We start from the raw sequence: 23,113 nt of genomic DNA, 5'->3' as shown, positions 1-23,113 counted from the left end.
ACCGACAAGCTCTGGCCGTAGGCTGGGTGGGTGAGTCCAAGTGAGTTCCCCGTCACTCCCGACGGCCCGGTCGATTTCGACGATTCCGCGGCCTTCGAGAGCCCTGACGGCTTTGCCGTCGACAGCAGCGACCGCCTCGAGGGCGATATCCCTGTCCTACGTGATCCCATCCTCGTTGCAGCTTTCGAGGGCTGGAACGACGCCGGTGACGCAGCCAGCGGTGCGGTCGAACATCTCGAGCTGATCTGGGATGCCCAGCCGCTCGCCGAACTCGATTCCGAGGACTACTACGACTACCAGGTCAACCGTCCCACGGTCCGTCAGGTCGACGGTGTCACTCGCGAAATCGTTTGGCCGGCAACACGTTTGTCGGTCTGTTCACCTCCAGGCAGTGAGAGCGACATCGTCCTTCTCCGCGGGATCGAACCCAACATGCGGTGGCGCAGTTTCTGCGAGGATCTGCTCGAGTTGATCGACCAACTGAACGTCAAGACCGTGGTCATCCTCGGAGCCCTGCTCGCCGATACTCCGCACACCCGCCCGGTGCCGGTCACGGGCACGGCGTACAGCAGCGAATCCGCGGCACGATTCAACCTCGAACAGACCCGATACGAAGGCCCGACAGGCATCACCGGAGTTCTTCAGGACGAGTGCGTTCGTGCTGGTGTACCCGCTATTTCGTTCTGGGCAGCGGTTCCGCACTACGTCTCGCAGCCACCCAACCCGAAGGCCACAGTGGCCCTCCTTCAACGAGTCGAGGATGTTCTCGACATCGAGGTCCCCCTCGGTGAACTCCCAGCTCAGTCGGAGGATTGGGAGGAAGCGGTCAACGAAATGACCGCGGACGACGAGGAAATCGGCGAATACGTGCGCACCCTGGAAGAGCGGGGAGACGCCGAAACCGACATCAGCGAAGCAATCTCCAAGATCGACGGCGACGCCATCGCCGCGGAATTCGAGCGCTACCTCAGACGGCGAGGACCCGGCAGCTTCGGACTGTGAGCAAGAACACTCCAGAAGAAGGTGGAAGTACACAGCGCCCACTGCGCCTCCGGCTTCAACTGATCGCGCTGTACGCCGGCGGGTTCCTCGGCCCGTTCGGCGGCGGCGTGGTTGCTTCGATCCTCCCCGAGATCGGTGACGATCTAGGGGTCGGACCGTCGGCGGCCGCCTCCTCCCTCACCGCGTACCTGCTCCCCTTCGCCGCTCTGATGTTGGTGTCGGGGACGCTCGGGACACGGTGGGGCAAGGTCCGGACGGTGCGGATCGCATACGGCGTCTACGTCTTCGCGTCGTTGGCATGCTTTCTCGCCCCGACACTCGAGATCTTCCTGGCCGCCCGGGTACTGCAGGGCTCCGCGAACGCATTCACCACGCCGCTGTTGCTTGCTTCGTTGGCGGCCGCAACTCCGCAGGCTCGATTAGGTCGAGCCCTCGGTGCCTTCGGCGCATTCCAGGCTGCAGGGCAGTCGTCGGCTCCGTTGATCGGCGGACTGGCGGCCGAATTCGACTGGCGTCTGGCCTTTCTCGTCATCGCAGTGGTCGCGGGCATCCTGGGAGCCGTCGGGCTCCCGAAGTCCGAAGCACCGGCAGCGACCACTCCCGCCCGTCTCCGCGATGCATTACGCCCCGAAGTGCTCCGCATCGGTATCGCTGCATTGCTCGGCTGGGGCGCCCTCGGTGGACTGAGCTTCCTGCTCGCCTTCCGCTTCGAAGACGAGTTCGGGCTGTCCCCCACCGTCCGCGGCCTACTGCTCACCGTCTTCGGCGTGGCCGGCATCCTCTCGGCCCGGCGCATCGGAATCCTCATCGATCGCATCGGCGCACGCTCCTCCGTGATGATCGGTGCACTGGGCGGAGCAGTTCTGGTCTCCGTCGTCGGCCTTGCCGGCTTGGTGCCGGTGATCGCGATCGCATGGTTTGTCGCAGGTGTCGCGAGCCAGTTCGTCCTTGTCGGCGTCAACGCGGCGGTGCTCGGATCCGCGGGGCCCAACCGTGGCGGCGCTGTCTCGGTCGTCCAAGCGATGCGCTTCGGCGGCGCCGCTCTTGCTCCCCTGGCCCTGACACCGATTTACGACTCTTCGCCTGCCGCGAGCTTCCTGATCCCCGCACTATTGCTCGCCGTCGTCGCTCCCCTGATCATGCCGAAGCAACGCTGATCGGTCTCGGCAGTTTCGAATTTGAAGTTGTGTAGGTAGTGAGTTTCTCGGCGAAAGCGACCACCGTTGTCGCGAGGCTGTCAGGGCGAACATTGTTCGGAAAATCTTGTGTTTCCGTCGTCGACAGATATTGATACCATTGGAACATGAGCGAATCTGAGTCGGAACCGGAACGGCCGATCGACATTTTTCGGCGATCGGTTGCCGTCATCGAAGAAAATTTGCCTCCTACCTGGTCCTTGTCGACACAGCGCTCCCTCGACCTGTCCGAGGCGCCACTCCGACTCGACCTCCGCTCCCCTGACGGTTCGGTGGCCAAATTCGGCGTCTACGCCGCTCACGGTGTCCTGAGCAGTGACGTTCCCGGTATCGCCGATCGCTTCCCCACCGGTCAACCCGGCTTCGTGTGCGCAAAATATCTCTCCGAGCCGGTCCGCCGGCAGCTCGATTCCCACGCGATCTCGTACGCAGACGCCACGGGCAATGTGTCGTTGACCGCTGATCGACCCGCCGTCTGGGTGCGTGGACGCGGAGCCGACGCCGATCCGTGGCGGGGGCCCGGACGTCCTTCCGGACAACTGACGGGCGATCCGTCAGCTCGCGTCGTGCGTGCGCTTGCCGATTTCGCGGCGCCACTGGCGATCACTGCCTTGGTGCGCCTGGCCGGTGCGTCGACGGGAGCAACCTATCGGGTGGTTCAGACACTGTCGGATCGTGAACTGGTGACCAGGCTCCCCCGCGGTGGGATCGGTGACGTCCGCTGGCCGAAGATGCTTCGTGAATGGGCGGCTGAAGCCGGCGCCAAAGCGCCGACGCCTCACGGCTTTCACGCGCCGGACGGGTTGGAAGCACTCTTCGATCAACTGCGTCAGCTCAGCGGTCACATCTACGCCGGTACCGCCTCGGTGGCCGCGGCACCCTTTGCTCGGTACGCGCCCACTCGACGTGCCCACTTCCATGCCGACAACGTCGATCAGTTCGCCGACGCTCTCGGACTACGGCGGGTGGAATCCGGCGGTGACGTGTGGATCACCGCTCCCCTCTCACCGTCTGCCTTCGACCGATTGCTCACCCGCGACGGCATCCGCATCGTCGCCCCCAGCCAAGCGTTCGCCGATCTGCTGGTCGGCCCGGACTCCGACGAGGCGGCGGCCGAGCACCTGCTCACATGGATGATCGAGAACGAATCGCAGTGGCGACGCGCCGCATCCCCTGCTACGGATCGCCCGTAGGAAAAAGAGGGGGCGTCTCTCGCCTACCCTGTCATGGTGGAAGAAACGAGTGCGCCCGATTACGCCGCGTACGCCGACACCAATCGACTGAAGCTGTTTTCGTTCACGATCGCGGAAAAACGGGCCGAGTACCTCTGGGTACTTCGTGCCTTCGACCATGCTCGCGCCAACTACACCGTCCTGCTGCATGCCGGAGCCGTCGCGCAAATCCTCGAGAAGATCGGTGGATCGGATCCGGCGGCCGATCTGTCGGCAGCAGAGGTCACTCCCCTGTTGGATCAGCTCCATGTGTGGGAGATCCTCGAGCGCAGCTACGACGGCACCCGCGCGGCCACGCTGGCCGAGTACCGCAATCGCCACTTCGTCTACCAGTTCGGTCAGGCCGGATACCAGGTCTATCGATCAGTCGAAGACGTACTCGCCGCACGCCTGGACTCGGCCTCGCTCTCGCGCCTCGCTCTGCCGGACCTGCTCGCAGACATGTCCGAACTCGCCGAGGCCAACCGAAGCTCCGACGGCGACCTGATCTTCCGCAAGCTCAAGCGCCTCGACTCGACACTCTCCGACATGGCCGATCGAGCCGCGCACTTCTATCTGACCCTCGGGGACCTCGTACGGACCACGGAGATCACTCCGCAGGCTTTCCTCACGCACAAGGACGCTCTGCTCACGCACATGCGGGAGTTCAGCTCCGATCTGGCGCGCTACGCCCCCAAGCTCAAGGAAGCGATCGAGCACGTCGAATCCACCGGGGTCGATCGCATGATCCGTCTCGCCGCCGCCAGTGACGAACGGGTGTTCGTCCCGATCACCGAACGCGAAGACGACTGGGCTGCGCGTTGGCGAGGATTGACCGCCTGGTTCGTCTCCGCGGAATCGGGGATCAGCGAGTCCGAGCGTCTACGTGAGGGCACGATGAGCGCGATCGCCGCGGTTCTGGCGCTCCTTCGCCGCGTCACGGAAACCCGTCGCGGCGGCGTCAGCCGCGAGAGCCAGCTCCGGCACCTCGCCGGCTGGTTCGCCGCCACGCCGTCCGAAGACGCAGCTCATGCTCTGTTCCAGGCAGTGTTCGACCTCGGCCGTCCACGCCACCTCTCGATGGTGCATCCGGACGCCGACATCATTTCTCACTCACGTTCGTGGTGGGAGGCACCGCCGGTCGAGATCGCGCGAACACTCGCCGAAACCGGTCGCCCGCCCTCACCCGGATTGCCGAGCAAGGTCGCCCGCAACGACGGCAGCATCCGCCGTCTGCGCGAAGAGCAATTGGCGGCGCAACGTACGCGCAGCGCCGCGGCGCAATCACTCGCGTCGAACGGCGTCTATCAGCGTGAACTCAACGAGCAGGAGACCGAAGTTTTGCTGAGTCTGCTCAATGCAGCACTGACCGCGCGTGTTCCGGTGGTGGGACGCGTCAAGAGTTCCACCGGTAGTGAGAACGGGGTGAAGCTGACGCTCAGTCCCTCGGACGGTTCGACCACCATCAAGACCGCCCGCGGGCGTATGCACCTCGACGGCATCGAGGTCAGTGTTCGATGAGAGCTCGCGAGATCACGCCCCTTGCCCTCGACTCGTATCAACGCGCGGCGCGAGTGATCCTGTCCAACCACCTGATCACCTCGACGTACCCGGATCGAATTGCGTTGCCGCTCTTGCGCCGTTGGGCCACCGAGCTGCGTGACGACCTACTCGAACTGTTCGGCTACCGCCTCGAGGTGACGGAGACCACCGCGCGCCTGTTCACGGTGTCGGATCGACTCAACCCGTCGGCACCGGCCCGAACTGCCTCCGAGCGAACCTTCGATCGCACGCGTTACGCCTACCTGGCACTGTGCCTGGCCGCGTTGGGCCGCGCCGGGAACCAGATCACGTTGTCGGAGTTGGCCGATCACGTCGCGGCCGACGCTGCACAAGTCGACGGCGTCGAACTCTCCACCGATCGTGCGTCGGACCGCGACGCCTTCGTCGACGCAGTGGGCTGGCTCGGCGTCAGAGGCGCCATCGCCCTCGCCGACGGTGACGCAAACGGCTGGGCGTCCAATCCCGAAGCGGGAGAAGCGCTCTACGACATCGACCGTTCCGTCGTCGTGGCCCTGTTCCGTCCGCCGCGCGCCCTGCAGCACCTCCACTCCATCCGCGGACTCCTGGCCGCCGACACCTCGAGCGCTGCCGAGGACGACGGAATTCCCGTGGACGCGAAAGAGATCGGACGCCGAGTGCGTCGGGCTCTCGTCGAGCGGCCGGTCGTACTGGCGGGTGAACTCGATCAGCACGAATTGATCGCGTTGGCGCAGCCCAAGACCGCGTCGGAAGTCGAACTCCTGACGGGGTTGGTGGCCGAGCGTCGCGCCGAGGGAATCGCGATGATCGATCCCACCGGTCGCCTCTCCGACGTCCGCTTCCCGAGCACCGGAACGATCGCCCAGGTAGCGCTACTCCTCGCCGGCGAGATTGCCGACCGCGTGCTCGACGTCGACGCTCCGGAGCTGCCGAAACTTCCGATCCCGCACGTGTCGGACGATCACCTGATCGAACAACTCGATGCCGCCATCCCCGAGGCCGGGATCTTCGAGGACCTCGCCGACGAGGACGACGATTTCGTGCTGCCTGCCGGCGAACCGGCCGAGCCCCCGGAACCCGTCACGTACCCGATGATCGACGACGACTGGCTCGCCGACAAGGTCACCGAGTTGGTGGACCAGTTCGGACGCACGTTTGCAGCGCAATGGCAGGCCGATCACAACGGGCTGCGCAAGCAGGCGCTCGGGTTGCTGCAACGTCTGCGCCTGACGCATGCGGTCGACGGCGGCGTACTGGTGTTGCCCGTCCTGGCCCGGTACCGCGACGTCGTGGTCTCCGTACGCGAACGCAATCCTCAGATCGACTTCGCGGTAGACAATTCCGCACCGGATCCGGTCGACGAATTCGGCCCCGAATCTTCCACCAACGGCGAACTATCAGAGGTAGAGAACGTATGAGCAACGCCCGCTTCCGACCTACTCGGGCTGGAATCATCAACCTCTGGGATTACCGAGACCAGGAGTTCTCGTTCGCCGACGGTCGACTGGTCCTACGAGGGCCAAACGGATCCGGCAAGACCAAGGCCCTCGAGGTCTTGTTCCCGTTCGTTTTCGACGGCCGCATCGAACCGCGGCGCCTCAACCCCTTCGCCGGTGAAGAGCGCACGATGAAGTCCAACCTGCTCTACCGGGGCCAGGACAGCGCGCACTCCTACGTGTGGATGGAGTTCTGCCGCGGCTCCCTCGAAGATCCCGAGTCGGTGACCGTGGGAATCGGCATGCGGGCAACCCGCACCAACGACAAGGTCACCCGCTGGTACTTCGTCGCCGACGGCCGCGTCGGAGTCGACTTCTCGCTGATCGGCAACGACGATCGTCCTCTCACCAAGAAGCAGTTGGCCGAACAACTCGGCAGCGATTCCATCACCGACCGTCCCCTCGACTACCGCACCGCGATCGACGCGCGAATGTTCGGTCTCGGAGTGCAGCGCTACGACCAGCTGATCAATCTCATTCTCACGCTTCGCCGTCCCCAGCTCGCGAAGAACCTAGATCCGAAGGGCCTTTCGCAAGCGCTCACCGACGGCCTCCGTCCACTCGACGACCAACTCGTCCTCGAAGCTGCGCGTTCGTTCAGCGATATGGAAGAGGTCGGCCGCGCGCTCGAGGGGCTCGCAGCCGCCGATCAGGCAGCGCAGAGTTTCATCAGCGTCTACACCAAGTACCTGCGTCAGCAGTCTCGCGGAGAGATCGAACAGGTCAGCACCCGCCTCGCAGCGGTCACCAGAGGCGTTGCCGCCATGGACGAGTCGTCGCTCGCCCAGACCCGCAGCCGTGAGGCCCGGGCAGCAGCCGAGGAGCGCTTCAACCAGGCCGAGCAGGCACTCGAGAACGCGCGCGCCAATGTCGAAGCGTTGCAACGCTCGAGCGCCTACGAAGGCAAACAGCAACTCGACGATCTCGCCCAGGCCGTCTCGACGCTCAAGCTCTCGACCGAGCAACAGGCAGACAAGTCGAGGAAGGCGCAGGCTGCACTCGCGCAACGCGGCGACGAAGCCGACAAGGCTGCATCGTCGGTCAAGCGTGCAGCCGAGGCACTCTCACGTGCCGAGGACGAACTGCAGGCAGCCGCCGAGGACGCCGGCATCGTCTGGACTCCCCTGCCCGACGGCTCACGCAGCGACCAGATCACCACAGCAGTGCGTGGCCATGCCGAGGAGCGTGACGGCGACGTACGCGTAGTCCGCACTGCGCTCGCGACCGTCGAGAAGGCCGCTACCGAACGAACCCGGGCCGAAAACAGCTCGCGCCGTGGACAAGAGCTGCTCGAAGCGTCCAAGGCCGCTGTGCTCGAAGGCGAAGCTGCCGTGGAACTCGCACGCAGTCAGTGCGCCAGTGGGCTGCGCGCGTGGTGGACCGATCACTCCTCCCTGTTTTCGGCTGTCGGCGCCGACACCTCGCTGTTCGAGGCTCTCGACGCGGCGCTCGCCGAAGTCGGCGACGAGGACGCTCCGGCGCTGTCCGCAGTTCTCACCGAGCACACCGAGGCAGGCACCGAGACGCTGCGCGAGCGACGTCGTGAGGCCGAAGCTGAAATATCTGCATCACACGCCTCCATCGCAGCTCTGAAATCCGAGCGCAAGGCCGTCTCGGCGGAACACGACGACGCTCCGCCGGCCTTCCACGCACGCACCGACAACCGCAGCGATCTGGGTGGGGCACCGCTGTGGCAGCTGGTGCGCTTCGCCGACTCCGTCGAACCAGACGTGGCCACGGGAATCGAATCCGCACTCCAGGCGGCAAATCTGCTGGACGGCTGGGTCTGCCCGGACGAAACGATTCCCGATCACGTCAGTGAGCAGTTCCTGACCGCTCTGCCGGTCAAGCAGCGCCCGAAGGGACGAACGCTGGCCGACGTCCTCGAGGTCGAAGGCAATGCCGACATTCCCGACGCTCGGGTACAGGACATTCTCGGGTCGATCAGTCTCGTCGAGGCGCCGGGCGACTCCGATGCCAGCGTCGCGATCGGCGTCGACGGGCGCTTCTGGCAGGGCGTCGCGCGGGGCCGGCACGTCAAGGCCGACGCCGAGTACATCGGCACGACAGCGCGGGCGCGTCGACGCGAAGCTCGGATCACCGAGATCGACGCGGCTCTGGAAGAACTTGCCGCGGCAGTCGATGCAGCCAAGGCACTGGTGACGCAGACCAACGAGCAGCTGAGCCGAATCAACTCTGCGGCAAAGGAATTGCCGAAGACAGGATCGATCCTCCGCGCACTCAAAACCGTCACCGAATCCGCCGGTGCACTCCGCACTCGCTCGGAGGCCACGGAAACCGCGCAACGCGAACTCGATGCGGCGATCGCCGATCTGGCGGCGAAGGAAAAGCAACTCCGGGCGACGGCGTCGCAGCACCGGACCCCGCATATCGGCCGTGAACTCGACTCCCTCGCGGCGGCGATCCGTCATTTCGAGAAGCAGGGCGAACTGGCGCTGCGCTGCCGACGCGAACATGCCAAGGAAGTCGAACTCGAACGCGAGTCTCGCGACCGTCTCGACGAATCACGCGCCAATGCGGAGGAATTCGCCGAGGAAGCCGCCATCGCCGAGGAGAGTCTGCTTCAGCAGGTCCAGCGCCTCGAGACACTGCGCGACACCCTCGGGGCCAGCGCCGAGCAGATCGACCTCGACCTGGCAAAAGCCCGCGCGAAGATCGAAGAATGCAAGGTCGAACAGCGTGCTGCGCGAAAGGCGTACGACGCTGCGGTACTCCAGATCGGCACGGCAGAGGGTGCGTACAACACCGCCGTCGAGACGTTGCGCCACACCCTGACCGAAACCCGCAGTGATGCAGAGCGACTCGCACCCTATGCTCGCCCGGACCTTCTCGAGTTGTTGGGCGTCAAGGAACATCTGAGCTGGCCGGCAAGTTCAGCGGCGTGGATGAGCCCCGATCAGTTGGTCTACCGCATCCAGAACGAAGACCGCAGCGAGGACGCGGCCCACCCGCCCGTCCTCCCCGAAGACGTCGACAAGTTGTACCGAGCGCTCGAGGCTGCGACCTCGGCGGTACGCGTCACCGACGGAGCCCGCAAGGCAACCCGCACGGCACTGACCTCGGCGTTGCAGGACTTCGACGCCCAACTCGCGGCGGCCGGACAGGACTACCGCCTGCAGTGGGATGCACCGGACGGACTGACCGTCGTACGAGTGCAGGACGATCAGGGCTATTCGTCGATCGGTGAATTCGCAACGCGGATCCACGATGCTCGTGGCGATCAGGAGCAGTTGCTCACCGAATCCGAGCGTCGCATTCTCGAAGATGCCCTGCTGACCGGATTGGCTCAGCAGATCCACGAGCGCACGGTCGACGCACGCGTGTTGATCGCACAGATGGGCACGGAGATGCGTGAGCGTCGGATGTCCTCGGGCAACACCATCGGCGTTCACTGGGTGCTCGCCGACAACCTCGACGACAGCTCGCGGGCGATCTCCAAGCTGCTGGATCGAGACGCGTCGGCCCTCGGCGTCGATGAACTGGCTACTCTGCGAGCTCATTTCGCGACCCAGATCCGTACCGCCCGCGCGGCGCACCCCGAACGCTCGTACCCGGAAATCCTGTCCTCGGCGCTCGACTACAGGCAGTGGCGCGTGTTCTCGTTCACCCTCATCAGCGGTGAGGGCAAGGAAGACCGCCTTACCGTCGCGCGGCACAGCGCGCTGTCCGGTGGCGAGCAGTCGGTTTCGCTGCACCTTCCTTTGTTCGCCGCGGCGCACGTCATGCTGGACTCGGCCGACCCGCACGCCCCGCGTCTGCTGGCACTGGACGAGGCCTTCGCCGGTGTCGACGACAACGGACGCAGCGAGCTGCTCGGCTTGAGCGTTCAGTTCGACCTGGATCTCTTCATGACCGGCTACGACCTGTGGATCACGTACGCAGACGTCCCCGGCTGTGCGCACTACGACCTCGCGCACTCCACGGCCGAACAAGCTGTCAGCGCCGCGCTGCTGGTGTGGTCGAACGGTGAGCTACTCGCCGAGCACGACGGAACGGATCTGGCGCGGGCATTGGGCTCGCCGCTACGGCGCCGGGTGCCGACACCAGCCGAAGGTGCGTTGGACTACGCCTAGAAACTGCTGTGCGCCTTTATTAACCGCCCGCGGTTAATAAAGGCGCACAGCAGGGATTCAGCGAAGCGAAATACCCAGCAGGGCGTCGACGGCATCGGCGAACTCGCCGGGTGCCTGCGTGTCGGATCCGCCGCCCTCGATGGCGCGGCGTGCCCAACCGTCGAGCGCGTCGAGCGCCTTCGGGGTGTCGAGATCGTCGGCCAAATGCTGACGCAACCGCGCAACAGTGTCGGTGGCTGACGGCGCGGAATCGAGAGCCGCTGCCTCGCGCCATACCTTCAGACGCGACTGAGCATCCTCGAGGACCTGATCGGTCCACGCGCGATCCTGGCGGTAGTGGCCGGAAAGCAATCCGAGACGAATTGCTGCGGGATCGACCCCTTCACCGCGCAGTTTCGAGACGAAGACGAGGTTTCCGCGACTCTTCGACATCTTCTCGCCGTCGAGGCCGATCATGCCGGTGTGCACGTAGTGCCGCGCGAAACGGCGATCCCCCGTTGCCGATTCGGCATGTGCTGCCGAGAACTCGTGGTGCGGGAAGATCAGGTCGCTGCCACCGCCCTGGACGTCGAAGCCGGAGCCGATGCGGTTGAGAGCAATGGCCGCGCACTCGATGTGCCAACCGGGGCGCCCCGGTCCGAAGGGTGAGGGCCACGAAGGCTCGCCCGGACGCTCCGCCCGCCAGACAAGAGCGTCGAGCGGATTGCGCTTTCCGACGCGATCGGGATCTCCGCCGCGTTCGGCAAAGAACTTCTCCATCGTCGCGCGGTCGTAGCCCGACTCGTAGCCGAACTGCTCGGTCGCGTCGGCGCGGAAGTAGACGTCGGGGAACTCCGCGTCGTCGACGATGTACGCGGCGCCGGACGCTACGAATTTCTCCACCAACTCGACTACTTCGTTCACCGATTCGACGGCCCCGATGTAGTCCTTCGGCGGAAGCACGCGCAGCGCTTCCATGTCCTCCCGGAAGAGCGCGGTCTCACGCATGCCGAGGACGATCCAGTCCTCGCCGTCGCGATTGGCCCGCTCGAACAGCGGGTCGTCCACGTCGGTCACGTTCTGGACGTAATGGACGTCGTGTCCGGCGTCGCGCCAGATGCGGTTCACGAGGTCGAACGTGAGGTAGGTGGCGGCGTGACCGAGGTGGGTGGCGTCGTACGGGGTGATGCCGCAGACGTACATCGTCGCTTTCTTGCCCGGGGTGACGGGGCGAACCTGACGGTCGGCTGTGTCGTACAGCCGCAACGGCGGCCCCTGACCGGGAACGGACGGGAGTGCGGTATCGGACCAAGACTGCATGCTGCCGAGCCTAGTGGAGACTGCTCTGAGGCTGGGAAGGTGCTGGCTGATCCTGCTCCGGTTCGGGCGTCGACGCGAGCTTGCTCGGCCACCAGATCTTCTGACCGATGTCGTAGGTCAGGGCCGGGACCAGCAAGGATCGGACGATCAGAGCGTCGAGCAGGACACCGAACGCCACGATGAACGCGATCTGCGCGAGGAACAACAGCGGGATCACCGCCAACGCCGAGAAGGTTGCTGCCAGAACAACTCCGGCAGACGTGATCACCCCGCCGGTCACGGTGAGTCCCCGCAGCGCACCCGCCCGAGTGCCGATCTTCAGCGCTTCCTCACGCACCCTCGTCATGAGGAAGATGTTGTAGTCGATTCCCAGAGCCACCAGGAACACGAACGCAAACAGCGGGACCACCGGATCCGCGCCGGGGAACCCGAAGACGTGGTCGAACACCAGCGACGAAATGCCCAGTGTCGCAGCAAACGAGAGCACAACGGTGCCCATGAGAAGCAGCGGTGCGAGAAGCGAACGCAGCAACAGGGAGAGAATCACGAACACCACGATGATCACCACGGGAATGATGAGTGTCCGGTCCCGTGTCGAGGTGGTCTTCGTGTCGAGGTCGGTCGCAGTGACGCCACCGACCAACGCGTCGGCGCCGTCCACGGAGTGAACTGCATCACGTAGTCGCACGATGGTGTCTTCGGCCTCGAGTGAGTCGGCAGCGTCAGTCAACGTCGCCTGCAGTGAGACTCGTCCGTCGACAACCAGAGGGACTCCCCCGTTCTGTACGACGCTTACGTCGCTGACGCCCTCCACGCGACTGGCTGCCGCGACGGCGTCCACCTGATCCGCATTCGCGATGACCACGGCCGGGGAACCCGAACCCGCGTCGAAGTGCTCGCCGAGAATCTCCTGGCCTGCAACCGAATCGACGTCGAGCAAGAAGATGTCGGACGAAGAGACACCGCTGGCTTTGAACTGCGGCATCATCAGCGCGAAGATCACAAGCACCAGCGTCGACGCCACCCAGAAGCGGCGCGGGTGCCGTCCGATTCGAGCAGCGAGCCCGGCCCAGAACCGGTGATCGTTCGCCTCGTCGTGGTGCTCGCGGTCGGCGTCGAACTTCGGCTTGGTCGGCCAGTACGCAGTCCGCCCGAACAGAACGAGGACAGCGGGTAGGAACGTCATCGATGCGAGGAAGGACGCGGCGATACCGATGGCGGCCACCGGACCGAGTCCGCGGTTCGAGTTCAGGTCGGAGAGCAACAGGCACAGAACGCCCGCGATGACCGTTCCGGCAGACGCCGCGACGGGTTCGAGCGTCGCGCGCCACGCAGTCCGCATTGCTGCGTACTTGTCCTTCTCGATCCGCAATTCTTCCCGGTAGCGAGAGACCAGAAGCAGCGCGTAGTCGGTGGCGGCACCGAACACGAGGATGAACAGGATGCCCTGGCTCTGACCGTTCAGTGCGATGACGTCCGCGTCGGCGAGCAGATACACGAGCAAGCTCGACAATCCGAGTGCGAAGATCGCCGAAAAGATCACCACGAACGGCAGGATCGGACTCCGGTAGACGATGATCAGGATCAGGATCACGACGGATCCGGCTACCAACAACAGCAGTCCGTCGATACCGGCGAATGCTGCCGACAGATCCGCAACCTGCCCAGCGGGGCCGGTGACCTTGACTGTCAGTCCGTCAGGGCTCGACTCCAGCGCCGCGCGCAGCGCTTTCACGCTGTCCTTGACCTCGAGGGTGCTGTCGACCGGCAGGAACATCTGCAACGCCTGGCCGTCGGCCGACGGGATCGGCGGCGATGACGCGTCACCGAATCCCTCGGTACCGACAAACGAATCGACGGTCTGGGACAGGAAGGTGGAGTCGGTGGGCTCGAGGCCACCTGGTCGTTCCGCCACGACGATGGCCGGCACGAAGCGGGTGTCCGTGAAGCTCTCTTGAAGCTTTGCCACTTCGGTGGCTTCGGCCGACGCCGGCAGGAACGACGTGTTGTCGTTCTGCTGCACCGTGCTGAGCTTTCCGGCGAACGGGCCGCCGAATCCTCCGATTGCCAGCCAGCCGATGACGAGGAGAGCTGGCACAATCCATCGAAGGCGACGAACAGGACGATTTTGTACTGGTGTGCTCACTGGGTCTCCAGGGATCGGCAGCAGAGAGGACTTGCCGACTATTTTGTTCAGCATGCTGAGTAATTGCAAACGGAAGGCAAAAACATGAGCAGCGACGGCCTGGACGACTGGCCAACCGGCCGGCTGTTGTCCACCGCTGCGCGGCTGGTAGAGCACTCGTGGGAGAAGGTTCTGCGGTCTCAGGACATGACGCACGCGGGCCTGATCGTGCTCCACTCGATCGCCGGTGGGGCGGCGTCTCAACGCGACATCGCGAAGAACGCCCGCGTCACCGATCAGACGATGAGCCGCACGATCGACCGTCTCGAACGAGCGGGTTACGTCACGCGTGACACCGATCCGCGGGACGAGCGTCGGCGCGTGATCGCGATAACCGACGCCGGAAGACTGACGTACGAGCGACTACTGACGCTCGAGAAGGAAGATGCGGCGTTGACCGTCGGCGTCGGGGACGTCGCCGCGCTGCGCGAACAACTACTGCGATTGGTTCGCTCACCCGGATTGAAGACGGCAACTCGCGAACAGCAGGAAACGTCTCGAGACTAGAAAGCCGGCCAGGGAATCGTTCGATGGCCGTTCGGTTCGGGCATTACCGCGGACTCGGCGAACTGCATCGCCCGGACCGCCAAGGCCACGATTTCCTCTTCGGTGATCAGTTCGGACAACTCGTCCCGGAGATCTCCATCGAGAGTTGTCGCGAATTCGGCGACGTCGGCGATCAAAGCACCGGGTACGGGCTGCCCGGCCCACCCCCACAACACGGTCCGCAGCTTGTTCTCCGAATGAAGACAGATTCCGTGGTCAACGCCGTACACCGACCCGTCGACGCCTTCGAGGGCGTGACCACCTTTGCGGTCGGCGTTGTTGATGAGGACGTCCAGAACGGCCATTCGCTGCAGCCGTGGATCGTCCGCATGGATCAGAGAGACTGGTTCGCCCTCCGAGTCGAAGGCCTGCAGGACCTCGAACCACCCTGGCGGAACATTGCCGGGACTGCACAGGTCGACCATCTCGAGTCCGCCAGATCCATCCGCGCGGCGATCGACGGTGTCAATCCAGCGCTGCACCATGCCTGGTCCGAAAGGGCCGTCCCGCAACACTGTTCGCGGAATCACTCCCCAGCCCAGCGCCTCGGACACGCGGTACGACGCAACCTCACGCCCGGCCAGTGTGCCGTCCGGGAAATCCCACAGTGGGCGTTCACCCCGCACCGGTTTGTAGACCACACGGGTGGACTGCTCCCCCAGAGTCGACTCGCACACCAGCGTGGCGTTGCTTGCCGTGGTGATCTGGCCGATCAGGGTCAGATCACCCTCGAGCAGAACGTCCGGCACTCCAGGTTCGGACACGACGTCAGACCTCGTCGTCGTCTGCGTCGTCGATCGCAAAACCGAAGGACTCGCCGCGCCGGTATCCGTTGGTTCGGATGCACACGTGCCCCTCGGGCGCCAGCGGCTCACCACACAGAGGGCATGGCGCGCGTCCCGCCGCGATGACGCGTTCGGACCGCAGCGAGAATTCGCGCGCTTGCTCCGGGGTCAGGAACACACGGACCGCGTCCGGACCGTCGTCGGCGTCGTCGAGGACAACCGATTCGTCGAACTCCGTCTCGCTGACGGCAAGCAACTCCACGACGACCGCGCCGGCATCGGCATCCCAACCGAGCCCCATCGTGCCGACCCGGAACTCCGCGTCGAGCGGTGTGACCAGCGGGCTGAGATCGGAGACATCGTCGGCCTGCGGCGGAACCTCGGTTCCGAAGCGTCGATGTACCTCTTCGAGGAGAAGGCCCATGCGATCGGCGAGGACCTGAACCTGCTGCTTCTCGAGCAGCACACTCACCACCCGTGAATCGTGCACGGCTTGGAGATAGAAAGACCTGTCACCGGGCTCGCCCACCGTTCCTGCGACAAATCGGTCAGGAGTGCGAAATACGTGAATCGCGCGCGACATTGCACCTCCTCGAGTTCGAGCAGAACATCACTGAATACCCATTATCCGTCACAGCTCACGCACCGACCTCTCCACCGGGGACGGACTCCTGCGCGGGAGCCGAACCGTTGGTCGCGGCCTTCGCTGCACTGATCGCTGCGAGAACGTCTCCGGTGTCGTTGACTCGAAGAACGAACGGCAGTGTGGCCGTGTAGCGAATCACGCTGACCGAGGCCGGCTCGGCGACGATCCGCTGGAACGAATCGAGGTGCATCGCAAACGCGTCGGCGAGAACCGATTTGATGACGTCACCGTGTGTGCAGGCGATCCAGACGACGTCCTTGCCGTGCTCTTCGGCCAGCCGTGCATCGTGCTCTCTGACCGCGGCAACGGCTCGCGCCTGTACCTGGGCCAGCCCTTCACCGCCGGGAAAGACTGCGCCGGAAGCGTGGCGCTGCACCACTTTCCAGAGCGGTTCTTCCAACAGCTCCTTGAGCGGGCGACCCGTCCAGTCGCCGTAATCGACCTCGATGAGGCGATCCTCGACCACCGGCGTCAGATCACGGTCGACGGCAATGGGGCCGACCGTCTGCTCGCACCGCAACAGCGGCGAGCGGACGATCTCCGCGATGTCCAGACCGACCAGCCGATCGACGACGCCTTCGGCCTGTTTCCGGCCGTGGTCGTCGAGTTCCACACCCGGCGTTCGACCGGCCAGGGTATGGGCAGTGTTGGACGTCGACCGCCCGTGCCGCAGTAGGACAACTGTCATTCCACAACCCTAATGGGGCGGTGGCCGCACGGACGGGTGGTCGACGTCGAAACGGGCTCTATGTCGCGGACACGACCCCTGTGGCCAGCAGCGCAAGGACGACTACGCCGAGAGCGATTCTGTATCCGACGAACCAGTACATGGAGTGATCGACAACAAATCGAAGCAGCCAGGCGATCGCTGCGTAACCGACCGCGAAAGCGATGACGGTTGCCACCAGCAACTGCGGACCGCTCGCGTTCAGACCCTCACCGGCCGGCTCGAAGGCATCCGGGAGGCTGAACAAACCGGAGGCGAGAACCGCCGGGATCGCCAGCAGGAACGAGTAACGGGCCGCGGCCTCGCGGGTGAGTCCGAGGAAAAGACCGGCACTGATCGTGCCACCCGAACGTGAGACACCCGGGATGAGCGCTAGCGCCTGAGCCGAACCCATGATGATGCCGTCGCGCGCTGTGAGCGATTCGATCGGGCGCGTCTTGCGTCCGTAGTACTCGGCAGCGGCGATGACGAGCGCGAACACGATCAACATCGTGGCAATCAGCCACAGATTGCGTGCGCCGGTACGGATCTGGTCTTTGAACAGAAACCCGAGGATGCCGACCGGAATGGTACCGATGATGACGTACCAGCCCATCCGGTAATCGAGATCGCCCCGGTGCTCGGCATTGAACACACCCCGGAACCAGGCAGTGATGATCCTCACGATGTCGCGCGCGAAGTAGATCAACACAGCCAGTTCGGTGCCGAGCTGCGTCACCGCGGTGAACGACGCACCGGCGTCACTGCCGAAGAATATCTCCGACACGATTCGCAAATGTCCGGAAGACGAGATGGGCAGGAACTCGGTCAATCCCTGCACGAGGCCCAGGATCACGGCCTGGAGCCAGGTCATCGCTTCGCCCATCACTCACCGATCCCGGCTGATTCGAATGGGGTTACTGCACACAGGTTTCGTGTGTCGGGTTCACGTTTCACCGGCGCCACGCTACCGGGGCCCACGGCGCCGCGCCGCGCCCGGCACGTCCGTGTCCGAATACCCCGACTCGAGGCGAGCGCCTACTAGTCTGCACGTGGTGAGATCTCTCGGGTGCCGCACTTGCGCACACGAGTCGGGCGCGAGATGCAGGCGGTTATGAAGCACAGATCTGTCGGAACGAGCGGACTTCGGGTCTCGCGACTTGGGCTCGGCACACTGACATGGGGACGCGACACGGACGGCGACGAGGCTGCGGCGCAGCTGCTCGCATTCGCCGAGGCCGGCGGAACCTTGGTCGACACCTCGCCCGCATACGGCGCCGGTGCGGCGCAACGGATCCTCGCCGAGTTGCTCGACGACGTCGTTCCACGTGACGAACTCATCATCAGCTCGAGCGCCGGCATCGATCCCACTCCGATCGGCACCGACCGCGTCGACTGCTCGCGGCGCGGATTGCTCCGCCAGCTCGACGCGACTCTTCGTGAACTCGGAACCGACTTCCTCGACATGTGGCAGGTCGCAACCTGGGATCCGCTCACGCCCGTCGACGAGGTTGCAGCAACCCTCGACTACGCGGTCTCGAGCGGCAAGGTGCGGTATGTGGGCGTGCGCGGCTACCTCGGCTGGCAGCTCGCGACGGCCGTCGGAGCCGGTGGCGCAACAACACTCGCCGCGACGCAGGCCGAGTACTCGTTGCTCGCGCGCGGCGTCGAGGAAGAATTGTTCGCAGCGGCGGCCCACCACGGCGTCGGAGTGTTCGCCGCAGTACCCCTGGCGGGCGGTGTTCTGACCGGCAAGTACCGCGACGGCATTCCCGTCGATTCCCGCGGCGCCGACGAAGCACATTCGCAGGATGTGCAGAGTTATCTGACCGATTCCTCGATCCGGGTGGTCGACGCCGTCGTTACCGCCGCCGACGGTCTGGGTACTTCCCCACTGGCGGTGGCACTGGCCTGGGCGCGCGATCGCGCCGGGGTGGCCAGCGCCGTCGTCGGCACGCGGGATCTCGCCCAGTTGACAGGAGTACTGGCAACCGAAGAATTGGAACTTCCGAAAGCGATTGCCGCGGCTCTCGACGATGTGAGCGCTTGATCTGTCCCGCTGATCGAAATACCGAAGGTATCGTGTTGGCGAGGGCAGGCTAACCTAGTAGGCAACGCTTGACTACAGCCTCAGGAGAATCAATGACCACGCTCGACGTAGACAGCCTTTCCGCAGACGCAGGCCCCGCCTTCTCCGAACGAATCAAGACCGAGACGGACGCAGCACACCGCGAGACGGAGCAGTCCCGATTCGTAGGCGCGCTTCTCGGCGGTGAGCTGACCACGGCTGGCTACGCCGCTCTTCTGGGACAGACGTACCTCGTCTACACGAGCCTCGAAGAGGCCGGCCGCACACACGCCGACAACGAGTTGGTCGCTCCGTTCCTGTCCGAGGATCTGTTGCGGGTGGCTTCGCTCGAAGCCGATCTCGAGTTCCTCGGCGGACCGAACTGGCGCGACGAACTCGTGGCCTTGCCGGCAACCGAGCGTTACATCGCCCGCCTGAAGGAAGTGGCGTTCGACTGGCCCGCCGGCTTCGTCGCACATCACTACCTGCGATACATGGGTGACCTCTCGGGCGGACAGATCATCCGCCGGATGCTCGAGCGCGCCTACGGATTCGAGACCGACGGACTTCGCTTCTACATCTTCGAAGGCATCCCCAAGCCGAAGCCTTTCAAGGACGACTACCGCTCGAATCTGGATGCGCTGCAGATTCCGGCCGAAGAACAGCAGCGTTTCATCGACGAGGTGAATCTGGCGTACCGCCTCAACGGTGACCTGTTCGCCGACCTCGAAGGCGACATCGAGAGCTACCTCGTCAAATGATGAAGCGCTTGGCCGCGGCGGCACTGGTCGCAGCAGCCGGTTTCGGTCTGGTGGCTTGCGGATCCAGCGACAACTCCACGACATCTCAGGGTGCCCGGACCGCAGTACTCGAAGATTCCAGCCCGGTTCCCGTGTCCGACAACCCGACCGCAACGCTGCCCGTGACGGTGAAGAGCTTCGACGGCGTCGACGTGACCATCACCGACAACAGCCGGATCGTTGCGGCCGACCGCTACGGGACGCTCGCAACGACAACGGTGGCGCTCGGCCTCGGTGACAACCTTGTCGGCCGCGACACCGCCGCCAAGTTCCCCGCGGTCGCGGACGTACCGGTTGTCACGGTCGGCGGCCAATCGCTCAATACCGAAGCCATCCTCGATTTGAATCCCACCGTGGTTCTCACTGACACGAGCATCGGGCCCAAGAGCGTCCAGGATCAGTTGCGCGCCGCCGGTGTTCCCGTGGTGTTCTTCGACCCGACCCGAACCCTCGACGGTGTGCCGGGGCAGATCCAAGCAGTCGCCGACGCGCTCGGCGTTCCGGCCCAGGGCGCAGCGCTGATCGATCGAACCGAATCGGAGATCGCTGCTGCGCGCGATCTGGTTCCCAACGACGGCGATCCACTGAAGATCGCGTTCCTCTACATGCGCGGATCGGCCATCACCATGATCGGCGGTGAAGGTTCGGGTGCCGATTCCTTGATCGAGGCCCTCGGCGCCACAGATGCGGGTACCGCCTCGGGCATCACACAACAGTTCGTACCCATCACCAGCGAAGCGCTCATCGCCGCAGCGCCTGACGCCCTGCTGATGATGACGGACGGATTGGCATCGATCGGCGGAATCGACGGCCTCGAAAAGGTCCCTGGCATCGCTCAGACGCCGGCCGGAAAGAACAAACGAGTAGTCGACATGGAGGACGGTGTCCTGCTCAGCTTCGGGCCGAACACCGGACGCGTCATGGCGGCACTCGCCGAAGCGATCTACGAGCCCGGTGGATCGTGAGCAAAGATTTGTGAGTGCTGATTCGTGAGTACAGAAACAGGTAGTTCCGAAGCAGGTAAGTCTGTGTCCGCAGCCGAGGATTCACACGATGTCGGGGGCGCCGACAAGTCGGCGTCTGGCCCCGCGTCGCGGTCGCGGGTGAGTGCGGTTCTGGTCAGCTTGACTCTCGCCCTGGTGATCGTCGCAGTGCTGTCGGCGTGCATCGGTCAAGTTCCGACATCGCCTCTCGAGGTTTTGGGCAGCATCCTGCACCGCATCGGGATCGATCTCGGTCCGATGCCCGCCCATCCCAGCGGTGAAGTGACTTTGTGGGAGGTTCGCTTCCCCCGCGTCGTGCTCGCCATCTGTGTCGGCGCGGCGCTGGGATGTTCCGGTGCGCTCCTGCAGGGTGTGTTCTCCAATCCACTCGCGGAGCCCGGGGTGATCGGAGTGTCCGCGGGCGCTGCAGTTGGCGCGAGCGCTGTCATCGTCGTCGGCGGCACGTTCGTGGCCGGCTGGGCCGTTGCTGCGGCAGCGTTCGTCGCCGGGCTGTTCACCACCGCGGCGGTCTACCTGCTTGCGCGCCACGAAGGCCGAACCGAAGTAGTGACATTGGTGCTGACCGGCGTCGCGATCAATGCGTTCGCCGGCGGACTCATCGCGTTCTTCACCTTCGTCGCCAGCCCGTCCGCTCGCGATCAGATCGTGTTCTGGCAACTCGGCTCACTCAACGGAGCGTCGTGGAATGCCGTCATGATCGTGGCGCCGATGACCGTTGTCGGAATTGCCGCGACGGTCATGATCGCTCCGCGTCTGGACCTTCTCGCACTCGGTGAACATGCAGCTCGTCACCTGGGTGTCAACGTCGAACGGCTGCGCCAGTTCGCGGTTCTGATCGTCGCTCTCCTGGTCTCGGCGAGTGTTGCCTTCACCGGCATCATCCTCTTCGTCGGACTGATCGTTCCGCACCTGATGCGCATTCTTGTCGGCCCCGGCCACCGCGCGCTGATTCCGGCGAGCGCCCTTGCCGGCGCACTGGTTCTGCTTGTCGCAGATCTCGGCTCGCGGTCGCTGATCGACAACGCAGACCTGCCCCTCGGAATGCTGACCGCTCTGGTTGGCGGCCCCTTCTTCTTCTGGCTTCTCCGACGAACACGCGCGCAACAGGGCGGGTGGGCATGAGCAGCCTCGTAAGAAACTGGCGCGAACTGTTCGGCCGCGTCACCCCCGAACCGGAAAGCCCTGGCGTCGGTGATGTCACCCTCGAAGCGCGCGACATCACCGTCGAACGCGGTGGTCGACACATTCTCGAAGGCGTATCCATCGAAGTCCGGGCAGGCGAGCTCGTCGTCCTCGTCGGACCGAACGGCGCCGGTAAGTCGACTCTTCTTGCGGCGTTGGCCGGTGATCAGCCCGTCATCGCTGGGCGGGTGGACGTCGAAGGCACCGACCTCACTCAGTGGGCGCCGATCGACATGGCGCGCCGACGCGCGGTTCTCCCCCAGAAACACACGATCGGATTTTCGTTCAGCGCTCGCCAGGTCGTTCGCATGGGACGTGCGCCATGGGCCGGAACGCGCCGAGAAGACCGCGACGGCGCTGCTATCACCGCGGCGATGAAGACCTGCGATGTCGAGGGGTTCGCCAATCGGCCGTTCGCCGTGCTGTCCGGTGGCGAGCAGGCGCGGGTCGCTCTTGCCCGGGTACTGGCACAGGAAACGTCGACCATCCTGCTGGACGAGCCGACTGCAGCACTCGATCTCGGACACCAGGAAGCGGTGATGTCCGTGGCGCGCGCTCGCGCTGCGGACGGCGATGCCGTCGTCGTCGTTTTGCACGATCTCGCGTTGGCAGCGGCGTATGCCGACCGAATCGTCGTACTCGAGAATGGACGCATCGCCGCCGACGGTCCCCCGGAATCGGTGCTACACGAAGGGCTTCTGACCCGCGTCTATGGTTATCCGGTCGAGGTGTTCCCGCATCCGACAACCGGAGCAACGCTGGTTATCCCGCGCCGAGAATTCACCGAACAGAATCGATGATCGATCCCAGCCTGTTCAGGACTGCTCTCACCGTCGGCAGGCTGCGACCCTCGCCCTGACGAACGCCGTCACCGACGTCCGGATGTGACCAATCAGTCTCGGTCGAGAGAACTGCGTCGCGCACCACACCGGCGATGCTTCGCTCGTCGGTCAGATCGATGTCGGTGACCGATCGCTCCGCCGTGGCGACAACGTCCGAAGGGGTCGGCACACTGTGCTCGCAGTATTCGCCGTAAACCTCGACGAACAGCACGCTCTTGCGTACGCGGAACGCGAAAGTTCGACCGTCGGACCTGCCGAAACCGTGTGCATGAGCGCCGACGGTGAGGTCCTCGATCTCGAAGCCCGGCCGCGCCGGTTCGGGCGGCTGTGCGCCGGAATCGGTGGGTTCTGTGGGAATCACAATGATCTCCTCGGTGATTGCAGCGTCAACCGCAACCGCTGTTCGTACGGTATCGCGTCAAGGGTGTGAGCGGAATGGTCGGTAGTTCCTCGACGCGATGAACGGCGCCCGACTGCGATCAGGGATGATCGATGACAGTCGCACTGCG

General features: G+C 64.6%; 19 protein-coding genes. 12 read left to right on the top strand and 7 right to left on the bottom strand.

From position 1 onward, the window contains the following. Positions 1–147 precede the first annotated feature (147 nt). The 6 genes from H351_RS17005 (at position 148) to H351_RS16980 (ending at position 10,541) form a co-directional block, all read left to right on the top strand. Positions 148–1,002: a PAC2 family protein gene (locus tag H351_RS17005; RefSeq protein ID WP_223257810.1), complete on the top strand. Its 855-nt coding sequence runs from the start codon at positions 148–150 to the stop codon at positions 1,000–1,002. Then, entirely contained in the window at positions 999–2,159 is a 1,161-nt protein-coding gene (locus H351_RS17000; RefSeq protein ID WP_020969675.1) for an MFS transporter, read from the top strand. The genes H351_RS17005 and H351_RS17000 overlap by 4 nt, the downstream gene beginning before the upstream one ends. Positions 2,160–2,305: 146 nt before the next feature. Next, positions 2,306–3,391, top strand: a complete 1,086-nt coding sequence (locus H351_RS16995) for a helix-turn-helix domain-containing protein (RefSeq protein WP_029255401.1) — start codon at positions 2,306–2,308, stop codon at positions 3,389–3,391. A gap of 33 nt (positions 3,392–3,424) precedes the next feature. Further along, positions 3,425–4,930 carry a TIGR02677 family protein gene (locus H351_RS16990; protein ID WP_019748531.1) on the top strand — a complete coding sequence of 502 codons (1,506 nt, stop codon included), beginning with the start codon at positions 3,425–3,427 and terminating at the stop codon, positions 4,928–4,930. Continuing rightward, on the top strand, positions 4,927–6,369 hold the full coding sequence (locus tag H351_RS16985) for a TIGR02678 family protein (RefSeq protein ID WP_029255402.1): 1,443 nt from the start codon (positions 4,927–4,929) through the stop codon (positions 6,367–6,369). The genes H351_RS16990 and H351_RS16985 overlap by 4 nt, the downstream gene beginning before the upstream one ends. Beyond that, positions 6,366–10,541, top strand: a complete 4,176-nt coding sequence (locus H351_RS16980; protein WP_029255403.1) for a TIGR02680 family protein — start codon at positions 6,366–6,368, stop codon at positions 10,539–10,541. The genes H351_RS16985 and H351_RS16980 overlap by 4 nt, the downstream gene beginning before the upstream one ends. Before the next feature lie 57 nt (positions 10,542–10,598). On the opposite strand, the gene mshC is transcribed toward H351_RS16980, so the two are convergent. Further along, positions 10,599–11,840, bottom strand: coding sequence for a cysteine--1-D-myo-inosityl 2-amino-2-deoxy-alpha-D-glucopyranoside ligase (gene mshC, locus H351_RS16975; RefSeq protein ID WP_020969678.1), 1,242 nt, complete (start codon positions 11,838–11,840; stop codon positions 10,599–10,601). A gap of 10 nt (positions 11,841–11,850) precedes the next feature. After that, the gene (locus tag H351_RS16970) at positions 11,851–14,040 is read right to left on the bottom strand and encodes an MMPL family transporter (RefSeq protein ID WP_244891364.1); all 2,190 of its coding nucleotides are present in this window, start codon (positions 14,038–14,040) and stop codon (positions 11,851–11,853) included. A gap of 30 nt (positions 14,041–14,070) precedes the next feature. On the opposite strand from H351_RS16970, the gene H351_RS16965 reads away from it, so the two are divergent. Beyond that, entirely contained in the window at positions 14,071–14,532 is a 462-nt protein-coding gene (locus H351_RS16965; protein ID WP_003946187.1) for a MarR family winged helix-turn-helix transcriptional regulator, read from the top strand. On the opposite strand, the gene H351_RS16960 is transcribed toward H351_RS16965, so the two are convergent. Genes H351_RS16960 through H351_RS16945 form a run of 4 tightly spaced genes read right to left on the bottom strand, consistent with a single transcriptional unit; the run spans position 14,529 to position 17,594 of the window. Next, complete coding sequence (locus H351_RS16960; RefSeq protein WP_029255405.1) at positions 14,529–15,335, bottom strand: SCO1664 family protein; 807 nt, start codon at positions 15,333–15,335, stop codon at positions 14,529–14,531. The genes H351_RS16965 and H351_RS16960 overlap by 4 nt on opposite strands. 4 nt (positions 15,336–15,339) lie before the next feature. Beyond that, positions 15,340–15,939 carry a DUF3090 domain-containing protein gene (locus H351_RS16955; protein ID WP_019748537.1) on the bottom strand — a complete coding sequence of 200 codons (600 nt, stop codon included), beginning with the start codon at positions 15,937–15,939 and terminating at the stop codon, positions 15,340–15,342. Between the two features lie 55 nt (positions 15,940–15,994). Beyond that, positions 15,995–16,690, bottom strand: coding sequence for a histidine phosphatase family protein (locus tag H351_RS16950; protein ID WP_029255406.1), 696 nt, complete (start codon positions 16,688–16,690; stop codon positions 15,995–15,997). A gap of 58 nt (positions 16,691–16,748) precedes the next feature. Further along, positions 16,749–17,594: an undecaprenyl-diphosphate phosphatase gene (locus tag H351_RS16945; RefSeq protein WP_019748539.1), complete on the bottom strand. Its 846-nt coding sequence runs from the start codon at positions 17,592–17,594 to the stop codon at positions 16,749–16,751. 228 nt (positions 17,595–17,822) lie between these two features. On the opposite strand from H351_RS16945, the gene H351_RS16940 reads away from it, so the two are divergent. The 5 genes from H351_RS16940 (at position 17,823) to H351_RS16920 (ending at position 22,562) form a co-directional block, all read left to right on the top strand. Then, positions 17,823–18,758: an aldo/keto reductase gene (locus tag H351_RS16940; RefSeq protein ID WP_003946175.1), complete on the top strand. Its 936-nt coding sequence runs from the start codon at positions 17,823–17,825 to the stop codon at positions 18,756–18,758. 92 nt (positions 18,759–18,850) lie between these two features. Continuing rightward, positions 18,851–19,537: a biliverdin-producing heme oxygenase gene (locus H351_RS16935; protein ID WP_003946162.1), complete on the top strand. Its 687-nt coding sequence runs from the start codon at positions 18,851–18,853 to the stop codon at positions 19,535–19,537. Then, positions 19,534–20,541 carry a heme/hemin ABC transporter substrate-binding protein gene (locus H351_RS16930; protein WP_029255407.1) on the top strand — a complete coding sequence of 336 codons (1,008 nt, stop codon included), beginning with the start codon at positions 19,534–19,536 and terminating at the stop codon, positions 20,539–20,541. Before H351_RS16935 ends, H351_RS16930 begins: the two co-directional genes overlap by 4 nt. Positions 20,542–20,604: 63 nt before the next feature. Beyond that, a complete protein-coding gene (locus H351_RS16925; RefSeq protein WP_019748543.1) occupies positions 20,605–21,702 on the top strand; it encodes a FecCD family ABC transporter permease in 1,098 nt (365 codons plus the stop codon). Further along, positions 21,699–22,562, top strand: a complete 864-nt coding sequence (locus H351_RS16920) for a heme ABC transporter ATP-binding protein (RefSeq protein WP_029255408.1) — start codon at positions 21,699–21,701, stop codon at positions 22,560–22,562. The genes H351_RS16925 and H351_RS16920 overlap by 4 nt, the downstream gene beginning before the upstream one ends. On the opposite strand, the gene H351_RS16915 is transcribed toward H351_RS16920, so the two are convergent. Next, positions 22,543–22,965, bottom strand: a complete 423-nt coding sequence (locus H351_RS16915) for a hypothetical protein (RefSeq protein WP_020969683.1) — start codon at positions 22,963–22,965, stop codon at positions 22,543–22,545. The genes H351_RS16920 and H351_RS16915 overlap by 20 nt on opposite strands. Positions 22,966–23,113: the final 148 nt, after the last annotated feature.

The sequence above is a fragment of the Rhodococcus erythropolis R138 genome (assembly GCF_000696675.2).
Taxonomy (GTDB): Bacteria; Actinomycetota; Actinomycetes; order Mycobacteriales; family Mycobacteriaceae; genus Rhodococcus_F; species Rhodococcus_F erythropolis.
This window is presented reverse-complemented; position numbering and strand designations above follow the sequence as displayed.

Coding starts and splice junctions, on each gene's coding strand:
- H351_RS16995 (WP_029255401.1), top strand. CDS start 2,306: ATGAGCGAATCTGAGTCGGAACCGGAACGGCCGATCGACATTTTTCGG.
- H351_RS16990 (WP_019748531.1), top strand. CDS start 3,425: ATGGTGGAAGAAACGAGTGCGCCCGATTACGCCGCGTACGCCGACACC.
- H351_RS16985 (WP_029255402.1), top strand. CDS start 4,927: ATGAGAGCTCGCGAGATCACGCCCCTTGCCCTCGACTCGTATCAACGC.
- H351_RS16980 (WP_029255403.1), top strand. CDS start 6,366: ATGAGCAACGCCCGCTTCCGACCTACTCGGGCTGGAATCATCAACCTC.
- mshC (WP_020969678.1), bottom strand. CDS start 11,840: ATGCAGTCTTGGTCCGATACCGCACTCCCGTCCGTTCCCGGTCAGGGG.
- H351_RS16970 (WP_244891364.1), bottom strand. CDS start 14,040: ATGCTGAACAAAATAGTCGGCAAGTCCTCTCTGCTGCCGATCCCTGGA.
- H351_RS16965 (WP_003946187.1), top strand. CDS start 14,071: ATGAGCAGCGACGGCCTGGACGACTGGCCAACCGGCCGGCTGTTGTCC.
- H351_RS16955 (WP_019748537.1), bottom strand. CDS start 15,939: ATGTCGCGCGCGATTCACGTATTTCGCACTCCTGACCGATTTGTCGCA.
- H351_RS16950 (WP_029255406.1), bottom strand. CDS start 16,690: ATGACAGTTGTCCTACTGCGGCACGGGCGGTCGACGTCCAACACTGCC.
- H351_RS16945 (WP_019748539.1), bottom strand. CDS start 17,594: ATGGGCGAAGCGATGACCTGGCTCCAGGCCGTGATCCTGGGCCTCGTG.
- H351_RS16940 (WP_003946175.1), top strand. CDS start 17,823: ATGAAGCACAGATCTGTCGGAACGAGCGGACTTCGGGTCTCGCGACTT.
- H351_RS16935 (WP_003946162.1), top strand. CDS start 18,851: ATGACCACGCTCGACGTAGACAGCCTTTCCGCAGACGCAGGCCCCGCC.
- H351_RS16930 (WP_029255407.1), top strand. CDS start 19,534: ATGATGAAGCGCTTGGCCGCGGCGGCACTGGTCGCAGCAGCCGGTTTC.
- H351_RS16920 (WP_029255408.1), top strand. CDS start 21,699: ATGAGCAGCCTCGTAAGAAACTGGCGCGAACTGTTCGGCCGCGTCACC.